The organism is Sphingomonas sp. GW822-FHT03G08 (assembly GCF_058801135.1).
Map to the genome: position 1 here is coordinate 1195322 of NZ_JBXAMZ010000001.1, position 19014 is coordinate 1214335.

The 19014-nt window shown below is 66.9% G+C and carries 19 protein-coding genes; 12 read left to right on the forward strand and 7 right to left on the reverse strand.

Annotation, left to right across the window (positions count from 1 at the left end; translation table 11 throughout):
• Window positions 1-25: 25 nt before the first annotated feature.
• From AC1RJ5_RS05365 to AC1RJ5_RS05375, 3 genes are read right to left on the reverse strand one after another with little or no spacing between them, the layout of a single operon-like run.
• Window positions 26-1405, reverse strand: a complete 1380-nt coding sequence (locus AC1RJ5_RS05365; RefSeq protein ID WP_493112098.1) for an SPOR domain-containing protein — start codon at window positions 1403-1405, stop codon at window positions 26-28.
• A gap of 10 nt (window positions 1406-1415) precedes the next feature.
• Complete coding sequence (locus AC1RJ5_RS05370) at window positions 1416-2030, reverse strand: hypothetical protein (RefSeq protein ID WP_493112100.1); 615 nt, start codon at window positions 2028-2030, stop codon at window positions 1416-1418.
• A complete protein-coding gene (locus tag AC1RJ5_RS05375; RefSeq protein ID WP_269574791.1) occupies window positions 2030-2743 on the reverse strand; it encodes an AAA family ATPase in 714 nt (237 codons plus the stop codon). Before AC1RJ5_RS05375 ends, AC1RJ5_RS05370 begins: the two co-directional genes overlap by 1 nt.
• 176 nt (window positions 2744-2919) lie before the next feature.
• Here AC1RJ5_RS05375 and AC1RJ5_RS05380 point away from each other — a divergent pair, with 176 nt between their 5' ends.
• Window positions 2920-3858 (forward strand): SPOR domain-containing protein, encoded by a 939-nt coding sequence (locus AC1RJ5_RS05380; protein ID WP_493112102.1) that lies wholly within the window; start codon window positions 2920-2922, stop codon window positions 3856-3858.
• 256 nt (window positions 3859-4114) lie between these two features.
• Window positions 4115-4906, forward strand: a complete 792-nt coding sequence (locus tag AC1RJ5_RS05385) for a MipA/OmpV family protein (protein WP_269574789.1) — start codon at window positions 4115-4117, stop codon at window positions 4904-4906.
• 54 nt (window positions 4907-4960) lie between these two features.
• Here AC1RJ5_RS05385 and AC1RJ5_RS05390 read toward each other — a convergent pair whose 3' ends face one another.
• Window positions 4961-5371 carry an endonuclease domain-containing protein gene (locus AC1RJ5_RS05390; RefSeq protein WP_493112104.1) on the reverse strand — a complete coding sequence of 137 codons (411 nt, stop codon included), beginning with the start codon at window positions 5369-5371 and terminating at the stop codon, window positions 4961-4963.
• Window positions 5372-5575: 204 nt separating this feature from the next.
• A complete protein-coding gene (gene serB, locus AC1RJ5_RS05395; RefSeq protein ID WP_493112106.1) occupies window positions 5576-6454 on the reverse strand; it encodes a phosphoserine phosphatase SerB in 879 nt (292 codons plus the stop codon).
• Between serB and miaA the strand changes: the two genes are divergently transcribed.
• The 7 genes from miaA to AC1RJ5_RS05430 all read left to right on the forward strand — a co-directional run bounded on the left by miaA (window position 6447) and on the right by AC1RJ5_RS05430 (window position 13005).
• Window positions 6447-7376: a tRNA (adenosine(37)-N6)-dimethylallyltransferase MiaA gene (gene miaA, locus AC1RJ5_RS05400; protein WP_493112108.1), complete on the forward strand. Its 930-nt coding sequence runs from the start codon at window positions 6447-6449 to the stop codon at window positions 7374-7376. The two genes, serB and miaA, sit on opposite strands and share 8 nt — an antisense overlap.
• Before the next feature lie 80 nt (window positions 7377-7456).
• A complete protein-coding gene (ilvB, locus tag AC1RJ5_RS05405; RefSeq protein WP_493112110.1) occupies window positions 7457-9208 on the forward strand; it encodes a biosynthetic-type acetolactate synthase large subunit in 1752 nt (583 codons plus the stop codon).
• Between the two features lie 4 nt (window positions 9209-9212).
• On the forward strand, window positions 9213-9728 hold the full coding sequence (ilvN, locus tag AC1RJ5_RS05410; RefSeq protein ID WP_184167756.1) for an acetolactate synthase small subunit: 516 nt from the start codon (window positions 9213-9215) through the stop codon (window positions 9726-9728).
• Between the two features lie 166 nt (window positions 9729-9894).
• A complete protein-coding gene (gene ilvC / locus AC1RJ5_RS05415; protein WP_184167759.1) occupies window positions 9895-10914 on the forward strand; it encodes a ketol-acid reductoisomerase in 1020 nt (339 codons plus the stop codon).
• A 359-nt stretch (window positions 10915-11273) separates the two neighbouring features.
• Window positions 11274-11888 (forward strand): YceI family protein, encoded by a 615-nt coding sequence (locus AC1RJ5_RS05420; RefSeq protein ID WP_493112112.1) that lies wholly within the window; start codon window positions 11274-11276, stop codon window positions 11886-11888.
• A gap of 64 nt (window positions 11889-11952) precedes the next feature.
• Complete coding sequence (locus AC1RJ5_RS05425) at window positions 11953-12348, forward strand: hypothetical protein (protein ID WP_269574784.1); 396 nt, start codon at window positions 11953-11955, stop codon at window positions 12346-12348.
• A 54-nt stretch (window positions 12349-12402) separates the two neighbouring features.
• Complete coding sequence (locus tag AC1RJ5_RS05430; RefSeq protein ID WP_493112115.1) at window positions 12403-13005, forward strand: TMEM175 family protein; 603 nt, start codon at window positions 12403-12405, stop codon at window positions 13003-13005.
• A gap of 117 nt (window positions 13006-13122) precedes the next feature.
• Here the strand turns inward: AC1RJ5_RS05430 and AC1RJ5_RS05435 are convergent, their stop codons facing one another.
• Window positions 13123-15804: a TonB-dependent receptor domain-containing protein gene (locus AC1RJ5_RS05435; RefSeq protein ID WP_269574782.1), complete on the reverse strand. Its 2682-nt coding sequence runs from the start codon at window positions 15802-15804 to the stop codon at window positions 13123-13125.
• Between the two features lie 232 nt (window positions 15805-16036).
• On the opposite strand from AC1RJ5_RS05435, the gene folE reads away from it, so the two are divergent.
• The 3 genes from folE to AC1RJ5_RS05450 are packed head-to-tail and all read left to right on the forward strand — an operon-like array spanning window position 16037 to window position 17764.
• Window positions 16037-16657: a GTP cyclohydrolase I FolE gene (gene folE, locus AC1RJ5_RS05440; RefSeq protein WP_493112117.1), complete on the forward strand. Its 621-nt coding sequence runs from the start codon at window positions 16037-16039 to the stop codon at window positions 16655-16657.
• Window positions 16657-17421, forward strand: coding sequence for an SDR family oxidoreductase (locus tag AC1RJ5_RS05445; RefSeq protein ID WP_493112119.1), 765 nt, complete (start codon window positions 16657-16659; stop codon window positions 17419-17421). The genes folE and AC1RJ5_RS05445 overlap by 1 nt, the downstream gene beginning before the upstream one ends.
• Window positions 17414-17764 (forward strand): dihydroneopterin aldolase, encoded by a 351-nt coding sequence (locus tag AC1RJ5_RS05450; RefSeq protein ID WP_493112121.1) that lies wholly within the window; start codon window positions 17414-17416, stop codon window positions 17762-17764. Before AC1RJ5_RS05445 ends, AC1RJ5_RS05450 begins: the two co-directional genes overlap by 8 nt.
• On the opposite strand, the gene AC1RJ5_RS05455 is transcribed toward AC1RJ5_RS05450, so the two are convergent.
• Window positions 17765-18901, reverse strand: coding sequence for a GGDEF domain-containing protein (locus AC1RJ5_RS05455; RefSeq protein WP_493112123.1), 1137 nt, complete (start codon window positions 18899-18901; stop codon window positions 17765-17767). It lies immediately after the preceding gene.
• Window positions 18902-19014 lie beyond the last annotated feature (113 nt).

Here is a 19014-nt window from a genome sequence, read left to right on the forward strand (position 1 = left end):
TTCCCGATGGGAGTGGGAAAATTCGTTAGCGTGCGGCGAGGCGCGTGCCCGGCTTCACCCAGGCGGCAGTCGCATCGCCCGCGCCCGCGCGGACGAAGCAGGTCTGGCCGCTCGACTTGATCTGCTGGCACAGCGCATTGGCGCCGCTGCGGTCATAGCCGCCCACCGACAGGCGATAGAAATTGCCCGCCTTGGTCGAGACCTTGGCGCCATAGGGCGTCTGGCCGGCAAGGCCCGGAACGCGGTCGTCCATGCGGTTCCACGCGTCGCGCGCCACCGCCGGGCTGACATAGGCGCCGAGCTGGACATAGAAATTGCCGCGCGACGGCTTGGCGGCCATCGCACTTTTCTCGATCAGGCGCGGCGCCTTGGCGGCAACGGCGACGCTGGGCGCCGAGGTGCGCACCGCGGCGACGGGAACCGACTGCACCACTTCGGCGCGCGGGCCGAACACAACGCCGGCATTGGTGCCGGCGACCGGATTGGCCTCGGTCACCGCCACGGCCGGAGCCGCCGCAGCAACCGCGGTCGAGACGCCGGCTTCGGCGGCAACCGCTTCGGCGTTGGCGGGCACGCCCGGCATATAGGTGTCGACCGCTTCCGGCGCCGGCGCGGTCTGCACCGGCTGGACGGTCGCGGCGGCGAGCATCACATTCTGCTGCGCCAGCGCCAGGCGCACCGGCTGGCCGAGGTCCTGCACCGGCGTGACGTTGAGCAACGCGGCGACCTGGTCATAGGCGTTGGTCGGGCGGGCGAAGTTCACCCACTGCATCATCCGCGCGTTGAGCTGATCCGGCGCAACGTCGACCGACGCGACCTGCTTGGCCTCGGCCCAGCGGCCCGAAAGCGCAAGCGCGAGCGCCAGGTTCTGGCGGGTCTTGGCGGTCGCGTCCTCGGCGCGAGCGGCCGGGCCCAGGATCTCGACGGCCTTCACCGGGTCGCCGGCCAGCGCATAGGCCAGGCCGCGATCGGCGGCGGGAATCGTGTCCTCATGGCTGTCGAGCATCGCGCGCGCACCCGGCCAGTCGCCACCGGCGATCTTGGCGAGCACGAGATTGAGCGCGGCGCGCCCGTCGCCCGGGTTGAGGGTCAGCGTGTCGGCCAGCGCCTGCTTCGCCGAGGCGAAGCGGCCGGCGAGCAGATAGGCCTGGCCGAGCAGCGCGCGATATTCGGCGTTCTGCGGGTCGTTGGCCACCGCGGCCTCGGCATGGGCGACGGCATCGCCCGCCTTGCGCTTGGCAATCGCCTTGCGCGCGGCCCCGGCCTCCTGCGCGGCCTTCTTGGCGTTGGGCGCGTCGGTCGCGAAGGCCGAGAGCGCGAAGCCCTGGGTCGTAATGCCGGCTGCCAGCGTACCGCCGGCGGCCAGCGCCGAAAGGCCGATCACGAGCTTGCTACGGATCTTCATCATCCAGTCCTTACCGGTTCCCGGCCGGGCCGACCTGACGCGCGAGCGTCTCGACCTCGGTCAGCGATTCGAGAAAGGCGTCGAGCGCCTCGGTCACGATCTGCTGCGCCGAACGGTTGGTTACGGCCGATGCGAGGCGCAGTCGCAAATGCCGGTCATTGTCGAGGCGGAGCGTGAACGCCGCCTTGGATTTCTTGGCCACTTCGCGGGCGAGCCGCTCGGCAGCGGCCGGAGCAAGCGCCGGAGCCTGCGGAGCGGGAACCGAAGCCACGACCGGAGCCGGCTCGGCGACCTCCTCCACCACCGGCGGCAGTGCCGGCACGCGCGGCCGGGTCACCGGCACCGGTGCTGGGACCGGGGCCGGCTGGCTGAACCGCTCGTCGAGCTGCTCGATCTGGCGCAGCACCTGCGGCTTGGGCGCGGGCATCGGCATCGGCGCCGGCTCGGGCGCGAACTGCTGCGGCTGGGCGCTCTCGTCGCCCATGTCGTTCCAGCCGAGATCGTCCTGGGCGGTCGCCGGGTTCATCCCGACAAAGCCCTGCGGGCGCATCGCCGGCCGCGCCTGGCCCTTGCGGGCGAGCAGGCTCGAGGAGAGCGAAGCGGTGGGTTTGGGCGTGCCGAACATCAGCTCACCACCCGGCGGCCAAAGCCGCCACCCGGGCGCGACGCGCCGAACTGGTTCACCGCGGCCGGAGTCGCGAACACGGTGCGGCGGAAGTTCTTCTCCAGCCGGTCGTTGATATAGGTCCACAGCGCCTCGACCTCGCCGGCCGAGCGCCCGTTCGGGTCGACTTCCATCACGGTGCGGCCGTCGATCATCGAGGCCGCGAAATCGGTGCGGTGGTGCAGCGTGATCGGCGCGACCGTGCCGTGCTGCGACAGCGCGACGGCGGCCTCGCTGGTGATCCGCGCCTTGGGCGTCGCGGCGTTGACCACGAAGATCAGCGGCTTGCCCGCGCGGTCGCACAGGTCGACCGTGGCGCCCACGGCGCGCAGGTCATGCGGCGACGGGCGGGTCGGAATGACGATGAGCTCGGCCACCGCGATCACGCTCTGGATCGCCATGGTGATCGCCGGCGGGGTATCGATCACCGCGAGCTTGAAACCCTGCTGGCGCAGGATCTCGAGGTCCGAGGCGAGCCGCGCGACCGTGGTCTGCGCGAAGGCCGGAAGATCCGTCTCGCGCTCATTCCACCAGTCGGCCAGCGAACCCTGGGGGTCGATGTCGATCAGCACGACCGGGCCACAGCCCGCCCGTTCCGCCTGCACGGCGAGATGGCCCGACAAGGTCGTCTTGCCGGATCCGCCTTTCTGCGATGCCAACGCGAGAACGCGCATGAACCCCCTCGAAATACCAGTTACCCGAGCGTGGGGATGCCATGCGGTCGTCTAAGAATGCGTTAACAGCGTTCCGCCCCGGGATTCTCCGGAGAAGACCCGGGCTAAGGATTTCTTTCACAAATGATGGTTAACTGCCATTTAGCCATTCATCCGGGGTGGGAGTCGAAGGTCGCATGAAGCTGCTTGGGTTGATCGCTGTTGCCGGGCTGGCACTGGCCGCCCCGCTTGCGCTCGCGCAGGACAATCCGGTCAAGGCGGGCGTGGAGGCCTGGGAGCGCGGCGACTACAAGACCGCCGTCGATCGCTGGCGCGGCCCGGCGATGAAGGGCGATGCCGACGCGCAGTTCAACCTCGGCCAGGCCTATAAGCTCGGTCGCGGGGTCAAGGCCGATCTCAACCAGGCCGAGACCTGGTATGGCAAGGCCGCTGCCCAGGGCCATGAGCAGGCCCAGGCCAGCTATGCCCTCGCCCTGTTCGCCAATGGCAAGCGCGATGCCGCCGCGTCGTGGCTCCAGCGCGCCGCCGGCCGCGGCGATCCCCGCGCCCAGTATGTGCTCGGCACCATGTATTTCAACGGCGACATCGTCCAGAAGGACTGGATCCGCGCCTATGCGCTGGTGACCCGCTCCTCGCAGTCGGGCCTGGCCGAGGCCTCGGGCGCGATCGCGCAGATGGACAAGTACATGACCGTGCAGGACCGCCAGGCCGGCCTCGCCCTCGCACGCAAATATGAGGAAGAGGCCAATCGCGCGCCTTTGCCCGGCGGCAACCCGCCGGTCGAGGTCGCCAGCGCCCAGCCGCCTCGCACCGTCCCGGTCCGCACGCCGCCGCGCGCCGCGCCCAGCCCGGTGCCCGTGCCGGTCCGTACCCAGCCGGCGCCCGCCACCACCGCGATCCGCGACGGCGGCTGGCGCCTCCAGCTCGGCGCGTTCGGCGATCCCGGCAATGCCCGCAAGCTGTGGAGCCAGGTCGGCGACCGCTTCCCCGGCCGCTCGGTCAGCTATGTGAAGGCGGGCAGTCTCACCAAGGTGCTGGTCGGCCCGTTCGCCAGCCGCGCCGAGGCGGCAGGTGCCTGTCGCGGCCTCACCCCCTGCGTGCCGGTCAGCAACTAGCGCCTTCCCATTCTCGTCATCCCGGCCTTGAGCCGGGATCCCGCGAATATTCCCCGTCATCCCCGCGCAGGCGGGGATCCATTCTGGCTGGCTTGGGTGAGACCCACAGTACTCAGTGACAATGGATCCCCGCCTGCGCGGGGGATGACGTTGGAGACTTGGGAAACGGCAAACCCGAACTCGCATTGCCGCAAACCCGAACCGCTTCGGTCATATCGCAGTTGCAACAAAAGCCGGATCGTGGCGTTAGGGCGCAATGATCCGCTTCCTCGCGCTCGCGCCTTTGCTCGCCCTCGCCCTTCCCGCCCATGCGCAGGAAGGAGAGAGCAAGCCGCCCAAGCGCTACCGCGTCTCGCTCGGCCCGCAGCTCTCGCCCAATTATCCGGGTTCGGACAAGGTCCAGCTCAGCCCGCTGGTCGATGTCGCGATCGCCCGCGGCGACGATCCCTTCCCCTTCGAGGCAGCGGATGACAGCTTCGGCTTCGCGGCGTTCAAGTCGGGCGGGTTCGAGATCGGCCCCGCCGCCAATTTCCAGGGCTCGCGCCACCGCAAGGAAGCCGGTGCTCAGATCGACGAGGTCGGCACCACGGTCGAGCTGGGCGGCTATGCCCAATATTGGCTGGCCAGATCGCTGCGCCTCCACACCGAGCTGCGCCAGGGCGTCAACGGCCACAAGGGCCTGATCGGCAGCGCCGGCCTCGACTATGTCATGCGCGACGGCGACAAATGGCTGGTCGCGATCGGCCCGCGCGTCACCCTGTCCGACGCGAAATACCGCCGCGCCTATTTCGACGTCACCCCCGCCGTCGCCGCCCGCACCGGCCTGCCGGTCTACCGGGCAGACGGCAGCGCAGTCCACGCGCTCGGCGTGAGCAGCACCGCCACCCGCCAGTTCAGCCGCCACTGGGGCGTCTACGGCTATGCCCGCTACGACCGTCTGACCGGCGACGGCGCGGATTCACCGCTGACGACGAAGCCCTATGGCAGCCGCGACCAGTTCTCCGGTGGCCTGGGCCTGAGCTTCACCTTCGGCAAGGGCGTTCGGTAGGGCGTCGATCTTTAACCTGATTCCCCTCCCGGCAAGGGAGGGGAGTAATTGCAATCAGCCCCAGCGCGGCTTTCGTACCCTGCGTTCCCGTGATGGAATGGGCTCCGGATAGACGCCATCCAAACGCTCTGCCGCCCGCTCCAGAATATGCTGAACCGCGCCTTCCGGATTCGACAGCACCTCGGAGTTCCAGAGACGGATGATGCGCCAGCCTTCTGCTTCCAGATATGCCGTGCGACGCTCGTCCTGCTCGGCGTTTGCGATGTGCTGGCTGCCGTCGAACTCGACGCCAAGTTTCGCTTCCCGACAGGCCAGATCGATGATGAAAGGCGCTAGGATATGCTGGCGCGTGAAAGCTGGCCGATAGCGTGAGATTAGGTGCCAGACGGCAAGTTCGGTCTCGGTTGGATTGTTCCGCAGTTCGCGTGCGCGGGCGAGCAGCACGGGATCGATGCGGCGGAGCATGGCGATAGGTAACAGAGGTAGGTTGTGTGCGCCAAGGATCTCGGTGGCGCCTTTGCTACTCCCCTCCCTGAAAGGGAGGGGCTGGGGGTGGGTTGCGAGCGTAGCGAGCCCAACCACAACCCCGCGATGAAAGATAAAGCCGGGCATCGAGCCCAGCTTTATCTAACCCACCCCTAACCCCTCCCTTGCAGGGAGGGGAATTTCTCAAGCCTCCACCCAGTCCTTCGCCCCAATCCCCTGCGCATACAGCAGCGCGGTCAGGTCGCCATGGTCCACCCGCACCCCTGCCGCCGCCGCGACGATCGGCTTGGCGTGGTATGCCACCCCCAGCCCGGCCTCGCGGATCATCGCCAGGTCGTTGGCGCCGTCGCCCACCGCAAGCGTGTCCGAAGCACCCAGCCCCAGCTCGTCCCGCACTGCCAGCAGCGTATCGAGCTTCGTCGCGCTGTCGACGATCGGCTTCTCCACCGCACCCGTCAGCACGCCGCCTTCGATCACCAGCCGGTTGGCGATCATCCGGTGAAAACCGATCTCGCTGCCCACCGGCTCGGCGAACCGCGTGAACCCGCCCGACACCAGCACGCAGGTCGCGCCCCGCGCGCGCATCGTCCGAACCAGCGCCTTGGCCCCCGGCATCAACCGCACCCGCTCGCGCAGGCACTGCTCGATCGCATCCTCGGACAGGCCCTTCAACAGCGCCACCCGCGCATCCAGCGCCTCGGCGAAGTCCAGCTCGCCGCGCATCGCCCGCTCGGTAACCTCGGCGACCTGCGCCTTGATCCCCGCGAAATCGGCCAGCTCGTCGATGCACTCGACGGTGATCATCGTGGAGTCCATGTCGGCGATCAGCAGCTTCTTCGCGCGCCCCTCGGCCGGCTGCACCGCCACATCGGTGAAGGGGAACGCACCTTCCAAAGCCGCCCGCGCCGCATCAGGATGCACCCTGAATTCCAGGTCCGCTGCGCGGCCCTCATCGATCCAGCGCACGCTTCCGGGTCCGCAATGCACCGAAGCCAGTCGGTCAGTGGCTTCCGAAAGCTGCCCTGCGGCCAGACCATCTGCTATAAGCGTCGCGATGAACATCGGATCCCCTGAACTGCCAATGGTGGCGCTCATCGCAGGGCCGACCGCGAGCGGCAAGTCCGCGCTCGCGCTCGCCCTTGCGGAAAAACATGACGGCGTCGTGATCAATGCGGATTCGATGCAGGTCTATGCCGATCTGCGCGTGCTCACCGCCCGGCCCAGTGTCGAGGAAGAGAAGCGCGCGCCGCACCTGCTGTTCGGCCATGTCGACGGCGCCGAAGCCTATTCGGCCGGGCGCTGGGCGGCAGAGGCGCGGGCTGCGATCCACGAAGCGCATGCAGCCGGCCGCCTCCCCATACTGGTCGGCGGCACCGGCATGTACATGCGCACCCTGCTCGACGGCATCGCCCCGGTGCCCGAGATCGATTCGCTGATCCGCGCCGAAGTTCGCGCCCTCCCCGTCGAGGAAGCCCGCGCCGAGCTCGCCCGCCGCGATCCCGATGCCGCCGCCCGCCTCGGCCCGATCGACACGCTGCGCATCTCGCGCGCGCTCGAAGTCGTCCGCTCCACCGGCAAGCGGCTCGCCGAGTGGCAGGCCGAGCGGCACGGCGGGATCGGCCACGAGATCCGCGTCGCCGCGACCATCCTGCTGCCCGACAAGACCTGGCTCGCCGACCGGATCGATCGCCGCTTCCGCCACATGGTCAATGTCGCCCAGGCGGAGGTCGAGGCGCTGCTCGCCCGCACCGACGTGCCCGACGACGCCCCGGTGCTGCGCGCGATCGGCGTGCGCGAGATCGGCCTGGCGCTCGCCGGCGAGAGTAACCTCGACGAGGCGCATTTCGCTGGCTCCCTCGCCACCCGCCAGTACGCCAAGCGCCAATACACCTGGTTCCGCCGCCAGCCTCCGCCGGAATGGGAGCGCACGGATGAGACACAAACAAACAGACTCGTCGAGCAATTCGAAAGAAAATTGCTATAATTCGGCTTGACGTGTAGTTTTCGTGCGGGTAGCAGCGCCCTTCGGCGGTGTTTCCCGCACCGCAACAAACGGAGGCCGATGTGACGACCGAGAAGAGTGGAGCAGACATCCTGATCGAGACGCTGAGCGATCTCGGTGTGGAAGTCGTGTTCGGCTATCCCGGCGGTGCCGTGCTTCCGATCTATGATGCGATCTTCAAGCAGGACCGCATCAAACATATTCTTGTCCGCCATGAGCAGGCGGCGACGCACGCGGCGGAAGGCTATGCCCGCGCCACCGGCAAGCCGGGCGTCGTCCTCGTCACCTCGGGCCCGGGCGCGACCAATGCGGTCACCGGGATCACCGATGCGCTGATGGATTCGATCCCGATGGTCGTCATCACCGGCCAGGTGCCGACGGCGCTGATCGGCACCGATGCCTTTCAGGAAGCGGACACGGTCGGCATCACCCGCCACTGCTCGAAGCACAACTACCTGGTGAAGGATCCCGCACGGCTCGAGCCGACGATCCGCGAGGCCTTCTATATCGCAACTTCCGGCCGCCCCGGCCCGGTCGTGATCGATATCCCCAAGGACGTCCAGGTCGCCACCGCGCGGCGCGGCGAGAATGCGCCGATCTCGCACAAGACCTATCGTCCGCAGACCGAGCCGGACATGGTCTCGATCGAGAAGGCGGTCGACATGCTGGCCGCGGCCGAGCGTCCGATCTTCTACACCGGCGGCGGAATCATCAATTCCGGACCCGAAGCTTCGCGCCTGCTGCGCCAGCTCGCCGATGTAACGGGCGCGCCTGTTACATCGACGCTGATGGGCCTCGGCGCCTTCCCCGCTTCGGACGACAAGTGGCTGGGAATGCTGGGGATGCACGGCACGTACGAGGCCAATCTGGCGATGAACCAGGCCGACCTCATCATCGCCCTGGGCGCCCGTTTCGATGACCGCGTCACCGGCCGTCTGGACGCCTTTTCGCCGAACAGTGCAAAGATCCACGTCGATATTGACCGTTCGAGTATCAACAAGAACGTTCGCGTCGACCTGCCCATCGTGGCGGACGTCGGTTCGGCGATGCGGGCGATGCTCGATACGTGGCACCTTCGCCACCATCCGAAGCCGGACCTGTCCGAATGGTGGAGCCGTATCCATGGCTGGCGCCAGGTCGGCTGCCTCGAGTTCCAGGAGAGCGATCCCCAGACCATCATGCCCCAGCGCGCCATCCGCGCGCTGTGGGAGGCGACCAGGGACCAGTCCCCGATCATCACCACCGAAGTCGGCCAGCACCAGATGTGGGCGGCCCAGCATTTCCACTTCGATGATCCCAACAAGTGGCTGACTTCGGGTGGTTTGGGCACGATGGGCTATGGCCTGCCGGCCGCGATCGGCGCCCAGCTCGGCAACCCCGACCGGCTGGTCATCGACATCGCCGGCGAAGCCTCGATCCAGATGAACATCCAGGAGCTGGCCACCGCGACCCAGTACCGGCTGCCGGTCAAGATCTTCATCCTGAACAACGAATATATGGGCATGGTCCGCCAGTGGCAGGAGCTGACCTACCAGTCGCGCTATTCGGAGAGCTACTCGGACGCCCTCCCGGATTTCGTAAAGCTGGCAGAGGCTTATGGCTGGAAGGGCATCCGCATCGAGACGCGCGACCAGCTCGACGCCGGCATCGCCGAGATGCTCGCCTATGACGGGCCGGTGGTGGTCGATTGCCGCGTGGCCAAGCTCGCCAACTGCTTCCCGATGATCCCGTCGGGTGCCGCCCATACCGAAATGCTGCTCCAGTCGGCCGAAGTCTCGGGCGAGATGGACGATGAAGCCAAGGCACTGGTCTGAACCCATGCATATCAAGGAAGAAGCAGTCGAGCGGCACACGCTCGCGGTCATCGTCGACAACGAGCCGGGCATCCTCGCCCGGATCGCCGGCCTGTTCACCGCGCGGGGCTACAACATCTCCTCGCTCACCGTGTCCGAGATCACCGACGACGACCTGATCAGCCGGATCACCATCGTCACCCACGCCTCGGCGCCGGTGATGGAGCAGATCATCGCCCAGCTCGAGCGGCTGGTGCCGGTGCACAAGGTCACCGACCTCACCGCCTTCGGCCAGCATGTCGAGCGCGAGCTGGCGCTGGTGAAGGTGGCGGGCACCGGCGAGCACCGGATCGAGGCGCTGCGCCTCGCCGAGGTCTATCGGGCCCGGGTGGTCGACGCGACCACCTCCAGCTTCGTCTTCGAAGTGACCGGCGGCACCGAGAAGATCGACAAGTTCGTCGAGCTAATGCGCGACCTCGGCCTGGTCGAGATCGCCCGCACCGGCATCGTCGCGATTGCGAGAGGGGCCGAAGCGGCCTGAACATCTTCACCCCTCTCCCAGCGGGAGAGGGAGGGGCCCATGCGAAGCATGGGAGGGTGAGGGCGAACGTCCTCAAGCCCCACCACCCTCACCAACTCCGACTAGCCAGCAAGCTGGCAAGTCTCCGTATCCTCTCCCACCGGGAGAGAAGAAAAGGGATAGAGAAATGCGTGTCTATTACGATCGCGACGCCGATCTGAACCTGATCTCGAACAAGAAGATCGCCATCCTCGGCTATGGCTCGCAGGGCCATGCCCATGCGCAGAACCTGCGCGACAGCGGCGTCAAGGAAGTCGCGATCGCGCTGCGCCCGGGTTCGCCCTCGGCCGCCAAGGCGGAAGGCGCCGGCTTCAAGGTGCTGCCGAACAAGGAAGCCGCCGCCTGGGCCGACATCCTGATGATCCTGGCACCCGACGAGCACCAGGCCGCGATCTACGAGAACGACATCAAGGGCAATCTCCGCCCCGGTGCCGCCCTCGCCTTCGCGCACGGCCTGAACATCCACTTCGGCCTGATCGAGGCCCCGTCGGACGTGGACGTGATCATGATCGCGCCCAAGGGTCCCGGCCACACCGTGCGCAGCGAATATGCCCGTGGCGGCGGCGTGCCTTGCCTGATCGCGATCCATCAGGACGCATCGGGCAACGCGCATGACATCGCCCTCGCCTATGCCTCGGGCGTCGGCGGCGGCCGTTCGGGCATCATCGAGACCAATTTCCGCGAGGAATGCGAGACCGACCTGTTCGGTGAGCAGGCCGTGCTCTGCGGCGGCGCCACCGCGCTGGTCCAGGCCGGCTTCGAGACGCTGGTCGAGGCCGGCTACGCGCCCGAAATGGCCTATTTCGAGTGCCTCCACGAGCTCAAGCTGATCGTCGATCTGATGTATGAGGGCGGCATCGCCAACATGCGCTACTCGATCTCGAACACCGCCGAGTACGGCGACATCAAGACCGGCCCGCGCATCATCACCGAAGAGACCAAGAAGGAAATGAAGCGCGTCCTCGCCGACATCCAGTCGGGCCGCTTCGTGAAGGATTTCGTGCTCGACAACCGCGCCGGCCAGCCCGAGCTCAAGGCCAGCCGCATCGCCGCCAAGCGTCACCAGATCGAGCAGGTCGGCAGCGAGCTGCGCGCGATGATGCCGTGGATCGGCGCCAACAAGCTGGTCGATCAGACCAAGAACTAATCGCTTTGCCGAGGTCGGCGGTGCGCGCCGGCCTCGGCCCTTTTCTCCGGTGCCGCAATGCGTGCGGCAATCGCTGCCAGGCAGGCCTGCGTGCTGTCATGGCGGGGCTGGGGCAAGTGGAAGAAATATCCCATGGCGCATCTCCCGAAAGCGTCGGGACAGCGTCTCACCGGCATGGCACCGGCGCCAGTGCGGAACTCCCCGGTTGGGAGGCTTCCGGAACCCGCTTTTAGCTCTCTGTTCACCCTGTTCCCGCGCGCCCCCGCTCCGTTTCGGAAACCATGCGTTGCCGCCTTCGGGATTTTCCCGCCGGGCCGGCATCACCACAAAGCGCGCTCCTTCCCCACAGAGGAGTTTCCATGCGCGTTCTCATTGCCGTTGCTCTGCTTGCCGCCACCCCGATCGCTGCCTTCGCCGCCCAGCAGGCGGTCCAGCTCCCAGGCCAGCCCGACACCGCCCGCATCGCGGCCGGCACCTATGCCGTTGACGGCGGCCACACCCAGGTCAGCTACACCGTAGACCATTTCGGCTTCAGCAAGTTCACCGGCCAGGCCGGCGGCGCCACCGGCACGCTCGCCATCGACCCGAAGAAGCCCGCCGACGCCAAGCTCGACGTGACCATTCCGGCCTCGGGCATCGTCACCACCGTCAAGGCGCTCGACGAGCATCTCGGCACCGCCGACTTCTTCGACACCGCGAAGTATCCGGACATCCACTTCGTCTCGACCAGCGTGGCCGTTCAGGGCACCAGCGCCAGGATCACCGGCAACCTCACCCTGCACGGCGTCACCCGCCCGGTGGTGCTCGACACGAAGTTCGTCGGCGCCGGCGACAACCCGATGACCAAGAAGCTCAACTTCGGCTTCTCGGCGACCGCGAAGATCAAGCGCAGCGATTTCGGCATGGACAAGTATGTCCCCTTCGTCTCGGACGAAGTCGCGCTCGAGATCAACGCGGCATTCACCGCGCAGTAAGACCTCTTCCGATCCAATCGACTGCTTCCGTGGCGCATGATATACGCGCCACGGGAGCATCTCGATGATCGATGACTATCGAACTGCCATGGCGGCGGCCGCGCAACTGGAGGCCGCGGCCGAGGAATTGCAAGTGCTCACCGTCCGCCTGGACAAGCTGGTGCGCAAGCAGGAGCAGTCCGGCAGCTGGTTCGAGGACGACTGGCCGGACGAGTATCGCATTCGCGGGCACGAAGTGGATGGCCCGCTCGAAGCCGGTGCCAAGCTGTTCAAAAAATATCTGCTCATCTACCCCGCCCAGGAGGACAGCTGGCGCGACGGCGGCAGCTATTGGGGAGAGAATGAGAAGACCAACCGGCCGCTCCTCGAGCAATGCGCGGACAAGGCGAGGATCCTGCGGCTCTGCGCCGCGGCGGTGCGTGGCTGGGCAGGCGCCCTGCCCTCCTCACCTTCGGAATAGTTGAGCCGGCACGCATTCGGCGGCATCATGCTCTCCATTATCGGCGGAGGGGCAATGAGCGAGACGGAAGAAGGTCGGGGCGGCGTCAATCGGGTTGAGGCGTTTTCCGACGGCGTGATCGCCATCATCATCACGATCATGGTGCTCGAGATGAAGGCACCGGAGGAACATGGCCTGGCGCACCTCTGGTCGCTCTGGCCGATCTTCACTGCCTATGTGCTCAGCTATGCCTATGTCGCGATCTACTGGGTGAACCACCACCGGCTGTTCGCCCATGCTGCCCGCATCACCAACGCGCTGCTCTGGTCGAACATCGCACTGTTGTTCACCCTGTCGCTGGTGCCCTTCGCTACCGCCTATCTCGGCGAGCAGCATTTCAGCCATGATGCGACCCTGGTCTATATGTGCGTGATGATGCTGCCGAGCTTCGCCTATGTGTGGCTCCAGTCAGTGATCCGCCGCACCGGCCGGCAGGACGCGGCGGCGCAGGACTATCACCAGCATTCGCTGCGCAAGGGGCTGGTCGCCTCGGCGATCTACGCCAGCGGCATCGCCCTCACCTTCGCCAGCCCCTGGGCAGGCCTCGCCTGCGCCGCGCTGGTCGCGGTGCTGTGGTTCCTCCCCAAGGGCCCGATCGACGCGCTGTTCGGGGGGTAGCACAAGGCGAACCCCAGCCCTTCCCCGGCCTTCGCCGGGGAAAGAATAAGTACCCCACGAAAAGAAAAGGCGCCCCGGTTTCCCGGAGCGCCCCATCCCTGCCCGCAGGCGTCTCGATCAGAAGCCGAAGCGCAGCCGCGCGCCATAGAAGCGCGGATAGCCCGGATAGCCGTTATAGTTGCCGGTCTGCTCCGGCACGGCGAAGCCCGAGATGAAGTAGAAGGTGTTGGTGATGTTCTCGACGAAGATCTCGCCGCGGATCTTGCCGTCATTGGTCTGCAGGCCAATCGCGCCGTTGAGCAGGCCATAGCCCTCGTTGCGGATCGCGGTGCGGCCGCTGGCGGGGTCCGGATTGCTCGACGGAATGTTGACTTCGCTGTTGTAGCGGAAGTCGAGGTGGATCAGGCCCTTCAGGTTGTCCGCAACCCGCGGCTCCCAGGTCACCGCGCCGGTCACCGTGTGCTTCGGCTGGTTCTGGAACTGGCGGCCTTCCTGGCCCTGCAGCGGCGTGCCGGTGAAGTTGTTCGACTTGGCGTACTGCGCATCGATATAGCTGTAGCCGAGCTGGAAGGTCAGGTTGTTCGCCGGACGGATCGACGATTCGACTTCGACGCCCTTCGAGATGCTCTTGTCGACATTCTGGACGACGAAGTTGTTGCCCGAGAAGACCAGCGACTGCAGCCCGTAGAAGTTCATGTAAAACGCCGCGACGTTCAGCGAGAACGCACGGCTCGGGCTCGCCTTGAAGCCGACTTCGAACGCATCGTTGGTCTCCGCGCCGAAGCGCAGGTCACGGCCCTGGGCGCCGTTGCCGCCGAGCAGCACGGAGTCGAAGGTCGCCTGGTCGAGATTGTAGCCGCCCGACTTGTAGCCGTGATCGTAGCTGCCATAGACCATCAGCTTCGGCGAGAACTTGTAGGCCAGCTTGACGGTGCCGGTGATCTCGTCGTCGGTGAAGCTGTCGGTATAGTTGCCGTTGAACTCGCTGTTCACGGCCGGGTTGCAGCTCAGCAGGTACAGGTTGTTGAAGATGCCGAGCTGGCGCAGCAGGTTCGCATAAGCGGTCGCCGCCGGCTGGCCCGCACGCACATTGTTGAAGAAGGTGCAGCTGCCGGTGTTGCTGTTGATCGACGCCGTCATCGTCTTGCGCTCATGATTCCAGCGCGCGCCGAGGGTCAGCGACAGATTGTCGGTGACGTTGACGATGTTGTGGGTGAACAGCGCGATCGCGTCGGTCTTCACGCCGAACACGTCGTTGTTGTTGCCCTGGCCGGGGGTGGCGCCCGGCAGCGGCGAGGCGGCGAGCGCCGCCAGGCCGGGGATCGGCGTGGACGGGAAGCCCGGGATCACGCAGAGCCCGGCCGGTGCTGTGCCCGCCTGGGCGCGGAAGCAGCCGACCAGTGGGGCCAGCGTCGCGCCATAGACGGAGGTCAGCGCCGCCAGCGAGTTCGGCACCGCCGGGTTCAGGAACACCGCGCCCGGCGTCGGCACCGTCGGGCCGAGCGAACCGTAGAATTGCACCTTGCCGCCGAAGGACGGGCCGGCCAGCGCGTTGAACACCGAGTCGACATAGAGGTTGGCGTCGTTGCCGAAGCGCACCGTGTCGGTCAGGTCGTTCTTCTCGTTCAGGTAGAAGCCGCCGACCAGCCAGTCGAGCGCGCCGTTGAAGGCCGAGCCCTGCAGGCGGATTTCCTGGGTGAAGTCCTTGAGCTCGGTGCGGTAATTGTCGCGATAGGCGCGATCGATGCCCGAGAAGTCGATGTCCTGGCTGCGCAGCGCGCGCCAGTCGCGATAGGCGGTGATCGAGGTCAGCTTGACGTCGCCCAGATCCCAGTTGAGCTCGCCCGAGAAGCCCCAGTCCTTCACCTTCTCGCCATAGTTGCGGTTAGGCGATGCGGCCTGGATGCGGTCGCTGGGCGGGCCGGTATAGATGCCGGTGCGGCCCTGCGAGGCGGCGATGCCGTTGATGACCTGCGCCATCGGCCCGCGGACCACCGACACGGTGGCGCAGCAGACTTCGTCGGTCTGGTAATAGTCGGCGATCAGGCGGAAGGTGATGTCGCCCTTGTCGAGCAGCGCCTGGCCGCGCAGCGCCCAGCGATCGACGTCGTTGAAACGGCGGTTGCTGTTGGCGTCCTTGATATAGCCGTCACGCTTCCGGTAGCTGCCATCGAGGCGCAGCGCGAGGGACTCGCTCACCGGTCCGGTGATTGCGCCCTTGACGCCATAGGCGTTGTAGTTGCCGTACGAGCCCTCGACATAGCCGTGCGTCTCGAACTGCGGCAGCGCGGTGTAGATGCTCAGCGCGCCGGCAGAGGTGTTACGGCCGAACAGCGTGCCCTGCGGGCCGCGCAGTACTTCGACGCGCTCCAGCTCGGGCAGTTCGGAGATGGCGACACCGGCACGGGCACGGAACACGCCGTCGATGAACACGCCGACCGCCGGCTCGAAGCCGGGATTGTCGCCGCCGGTGGTGATGCCGCGCAGGTAGATGGTGGTGCCGGTCGCCGAAGACTGGCCGGTCGAGCTCTGGATCGACGGGGCGAGCTGCTCGAGGTCGCGGACATTGTCGACGCCCGAATTCTGCAGTTCCTGCGCGCCGATGGCGGTGATCGCGATCGGCACGTCCTGCACCGTCTCGTTACGGCGGGTCGCCGTCACGATGATCTCGTTCGAGGACTGATATTCCTGGCTGTCGTCCGACGGCGCGGGCGCCGGCGTGGTCTGCTGCTGGGCAAAGGCGGGCGTCGCGAAAAACAGCGTAAGCGCAGTCGCCGCGAGCAAGTCGAGCTTCTTCATCGGGTGCAATCCCCCTCCTCTGGGTGCCGGCCGGCTTGTACCGGTCGCGACGTTGCTTTTATCGGGGACGAAACTAACGCTGCATTTTTGAGCCCGTCAACGGGGATAAGCGTCGGAACTCTGCGGTTTTCGGCCCTTTTTCCCGGGGAGATACAGTTGAGCCACACCCGGTTTCTGCAAGAAGCGCAGATGCCGTAGCGTAAAGGCCGAACGCGGTCAGGAAGAGACGAAAATGGTGCATGATCACGAGGACCCCGAAGACGGCGATATTGTCGCATCGCCGCCCAAGATTCCGGTCCCCGACGAAGTTGCGGACGCGATCCGCACGCTGATCCGCTGGGCCGGAGACGATCCCGGCCGCGAAGGACTGCTCGACACGCCCCAGCGCGTCGCCCGCGCCTGGAAGGAATATTGCGCAGGCTATGAAGAAGATCCCGCGCACCATCTGAACCGGGTGTTCGAGGAAGTCGGCGGCTATGACGACATCGTCCTGCTGAACGGCATTCCCTTCCAGTCGCACTGCGAGCACCACATGGCGCCGATTACTGGCAAGGCCTCGATCGCCTATCTGCCCAAGGACCGCGTCGTCGGCATCTCCAAGCTCGCCCGCGTGCTTCACGGCTTCGCCCGCCGGCTGCAGGTCCAGGAGCGGCTCACCGCGCAGGTTGCCGACTGCATCTGGGAGCGGCTCCAGCCCCAGGGCGTCGCGGTGGTGATCGAGGCGACGCATGGCTGCATGACCGCGCGCGGCGTGCGCACGCCCGGCGTCGGCATGGTCACCAGCCGCATGATGGGCGTGTTCCGCGACGATGAGCGCAGCCGCCAGGAAGTGCTCAAGCTGATGGGCTATTGATGCGGATACTGGTTACCGGCGGCGCGAAGCGGATTGGCGCGGGCGTAGCCCGCCGGCTAGCCTTGCGCGGCCATCCGGTGGCGATCCACCACCACCACGCCCCTGACGAAGCCGAGGCCCTGCGCGCCCAGATCGCGGTCGAGGGCGGCACCGCCTGCGTAGTGACCGGCGAGCTGGCCGAAGCCGCCACCGCCCCCGCCCTGATCGCCGCCGCGCGCGAAGGGCTCGGCGGCCCGGTCGAGGGCCTGGTCAACAACGCCTCGCAATTCGCCTGGGACGCTCTGCCGCTCACCGACTTCGCCCTGCTCGACCAGCATATGCGGGTGAACTGCGGCGCCCCCGTCGCCCTCGCCTCGGCCCTGGCGGCACAGGACGACCTCGATCAGGGCGCGGTGGTAAACCTGCTCGACCAGAAGCTGGCCAACCTCAACCCGGACTTCCTCACCTACACGCTGAGCAAGGCGGCGCTCGCCACCGCGACCGAGCTGCTCGCCCGCGGCCTCGCCCCGCGCATCCGGGTCAACGCGGTGTCGCCCGGCCTCACCCTCCCCAGCCTCGACCAGACCGCACAGGAGTTCGCCGAGCACGCCCGGCAGAACCTGCTCCAGCGCCCAGTCGCGCTGGCCGACATCGCCGCCACGGTCGAGATGCTGCTCACGACGCAAAGCATCACCGGGCAGAACATCTTCGTCGATTGCGGCCAGCGCTTCCTGCAGCGCGACGGCGACGTGATGTTCGAAGGCCGGGAGCGCCCCATTGGCTGAGTACACGATCCTGCTCGACGGCCTCGAAGTCGCGATGGGCCTGGGCATCCATCCCGAGGAGCGCGCCGCTCCCCAGCGGGTGACCCTGCACGTCGCAATGACCTGCCGCTACCCCACCCCGCCCGAGGACCGGATCGACGCCGTTGTCGATTACGATTTCCTGCGAGCCGGCATCCGCAAGCTGGTGGAATCGCGCCATTTCGAGCTGCAGGAGACGCTGTGCGACCAGGTCGCCGCGCTGGCGTTCGAGGACCCGCGCGTCGCGAAGGTCAGCGTCCGCTCGATGAAGCTCGACATCTATCCCGACGCCCGCATCGGCTGCGAGATCGTCCGGGAGCGCTGATCAGGCAGCCACCGCCCGGGGCGGCTGCCACACCACCGGCACCAGGCCGAAGGCATGGAACAGCGCGACGCGGTTCCGCCCCTCGCCCTTGGCGCGGTAAAGCGCGACATCGGCACGGATCAGCGCCTCGCCCGGCACTTCGCCCGGCCCGTAATCGGCCACTCCGAAGCTCGCGCTCAGCCTATGATCCGGTGCCATGGCTTCATGCGTGCTGGCATGGAAATGCATCCGCAGCACCTCGGCCAGGCCGGCCGCGTCGTTCGCGCTGTTGCCCGGCAGGAAGATCGCGAACTCCTCGCCGCCCAGCCGTCCGACCTTGAAGCCGGTCGCAGCCAGCACATCGGCGAACAGCCGGATCACCTCATCGCCGACATGATGGCCGTAGCGATCGTTGACCCGCTTGAAATGGTCGATGTCGCAATAGATCACCGCCCCGCCCCGCAACGGTTCGCGCCGCACCGCCTGCTCGAAGGTCTGGCGATTGAGCACCCCGGTCAAATGGTCACGCTCCGAGCGCAGGCGATATTCGGTAATGATCCCCGCGATGATCTTGGCGAGCAGCAGGAACACCGAAGGCGGGGTCAGCAGCGCCGAGACGAGCAGCAGCCCGCGCTCGAATGCGGTCGGCATGATCTCGGCATAGTGCACGCCGAGCCCGAACAGCGCCGGATAGAGCGGCATGCGCACCAGGAAGAGCGTCGCGATCACCACCATGCAGCCGAGCAGCGCGCGATCGACCCAGCCCTGCGGCCGCCGCGAGAGGTGGACGATCCCGTCGCCCAGCGACAGCGCGCAGGCCAGCTGGAAGGGCATGGTCATCACCACGAAGGGCGCCCGCACCGCGAGCAGCGCCAGCGAGCAGATCACCAGCGAGATGCTCGTGCCGATCACCCGCCAGTGCTGCTTGCCCCCCGTCGAGATGCGCACCGCCTGGCTGAAGCAGAGATAGGCCGGCGGCACGAGCAGCGTCGCGGCGAGCAATTCGCTCTCGCCATGTTGCGCCAACGAGAGCACCAGCATCTCGGTGGTGCCGCACAGCAGCGCCGCCACCATCCAGGACAGCGCGGACTCGCTCCGCATCCCGATCCGGATCGCGCCGACGAGCAATGCCAGCGTCGCAAAGACGCACGCATGCACCAGTGATAGGCTGACGAACAATCCCGATACCCCCGAGCCCCGAACATGGCCGGAAAGGGGTTAACGAGCCCCTTATCGCCCTCCGTATTTTCCCGCAGCGCCGGCTTTGCGCG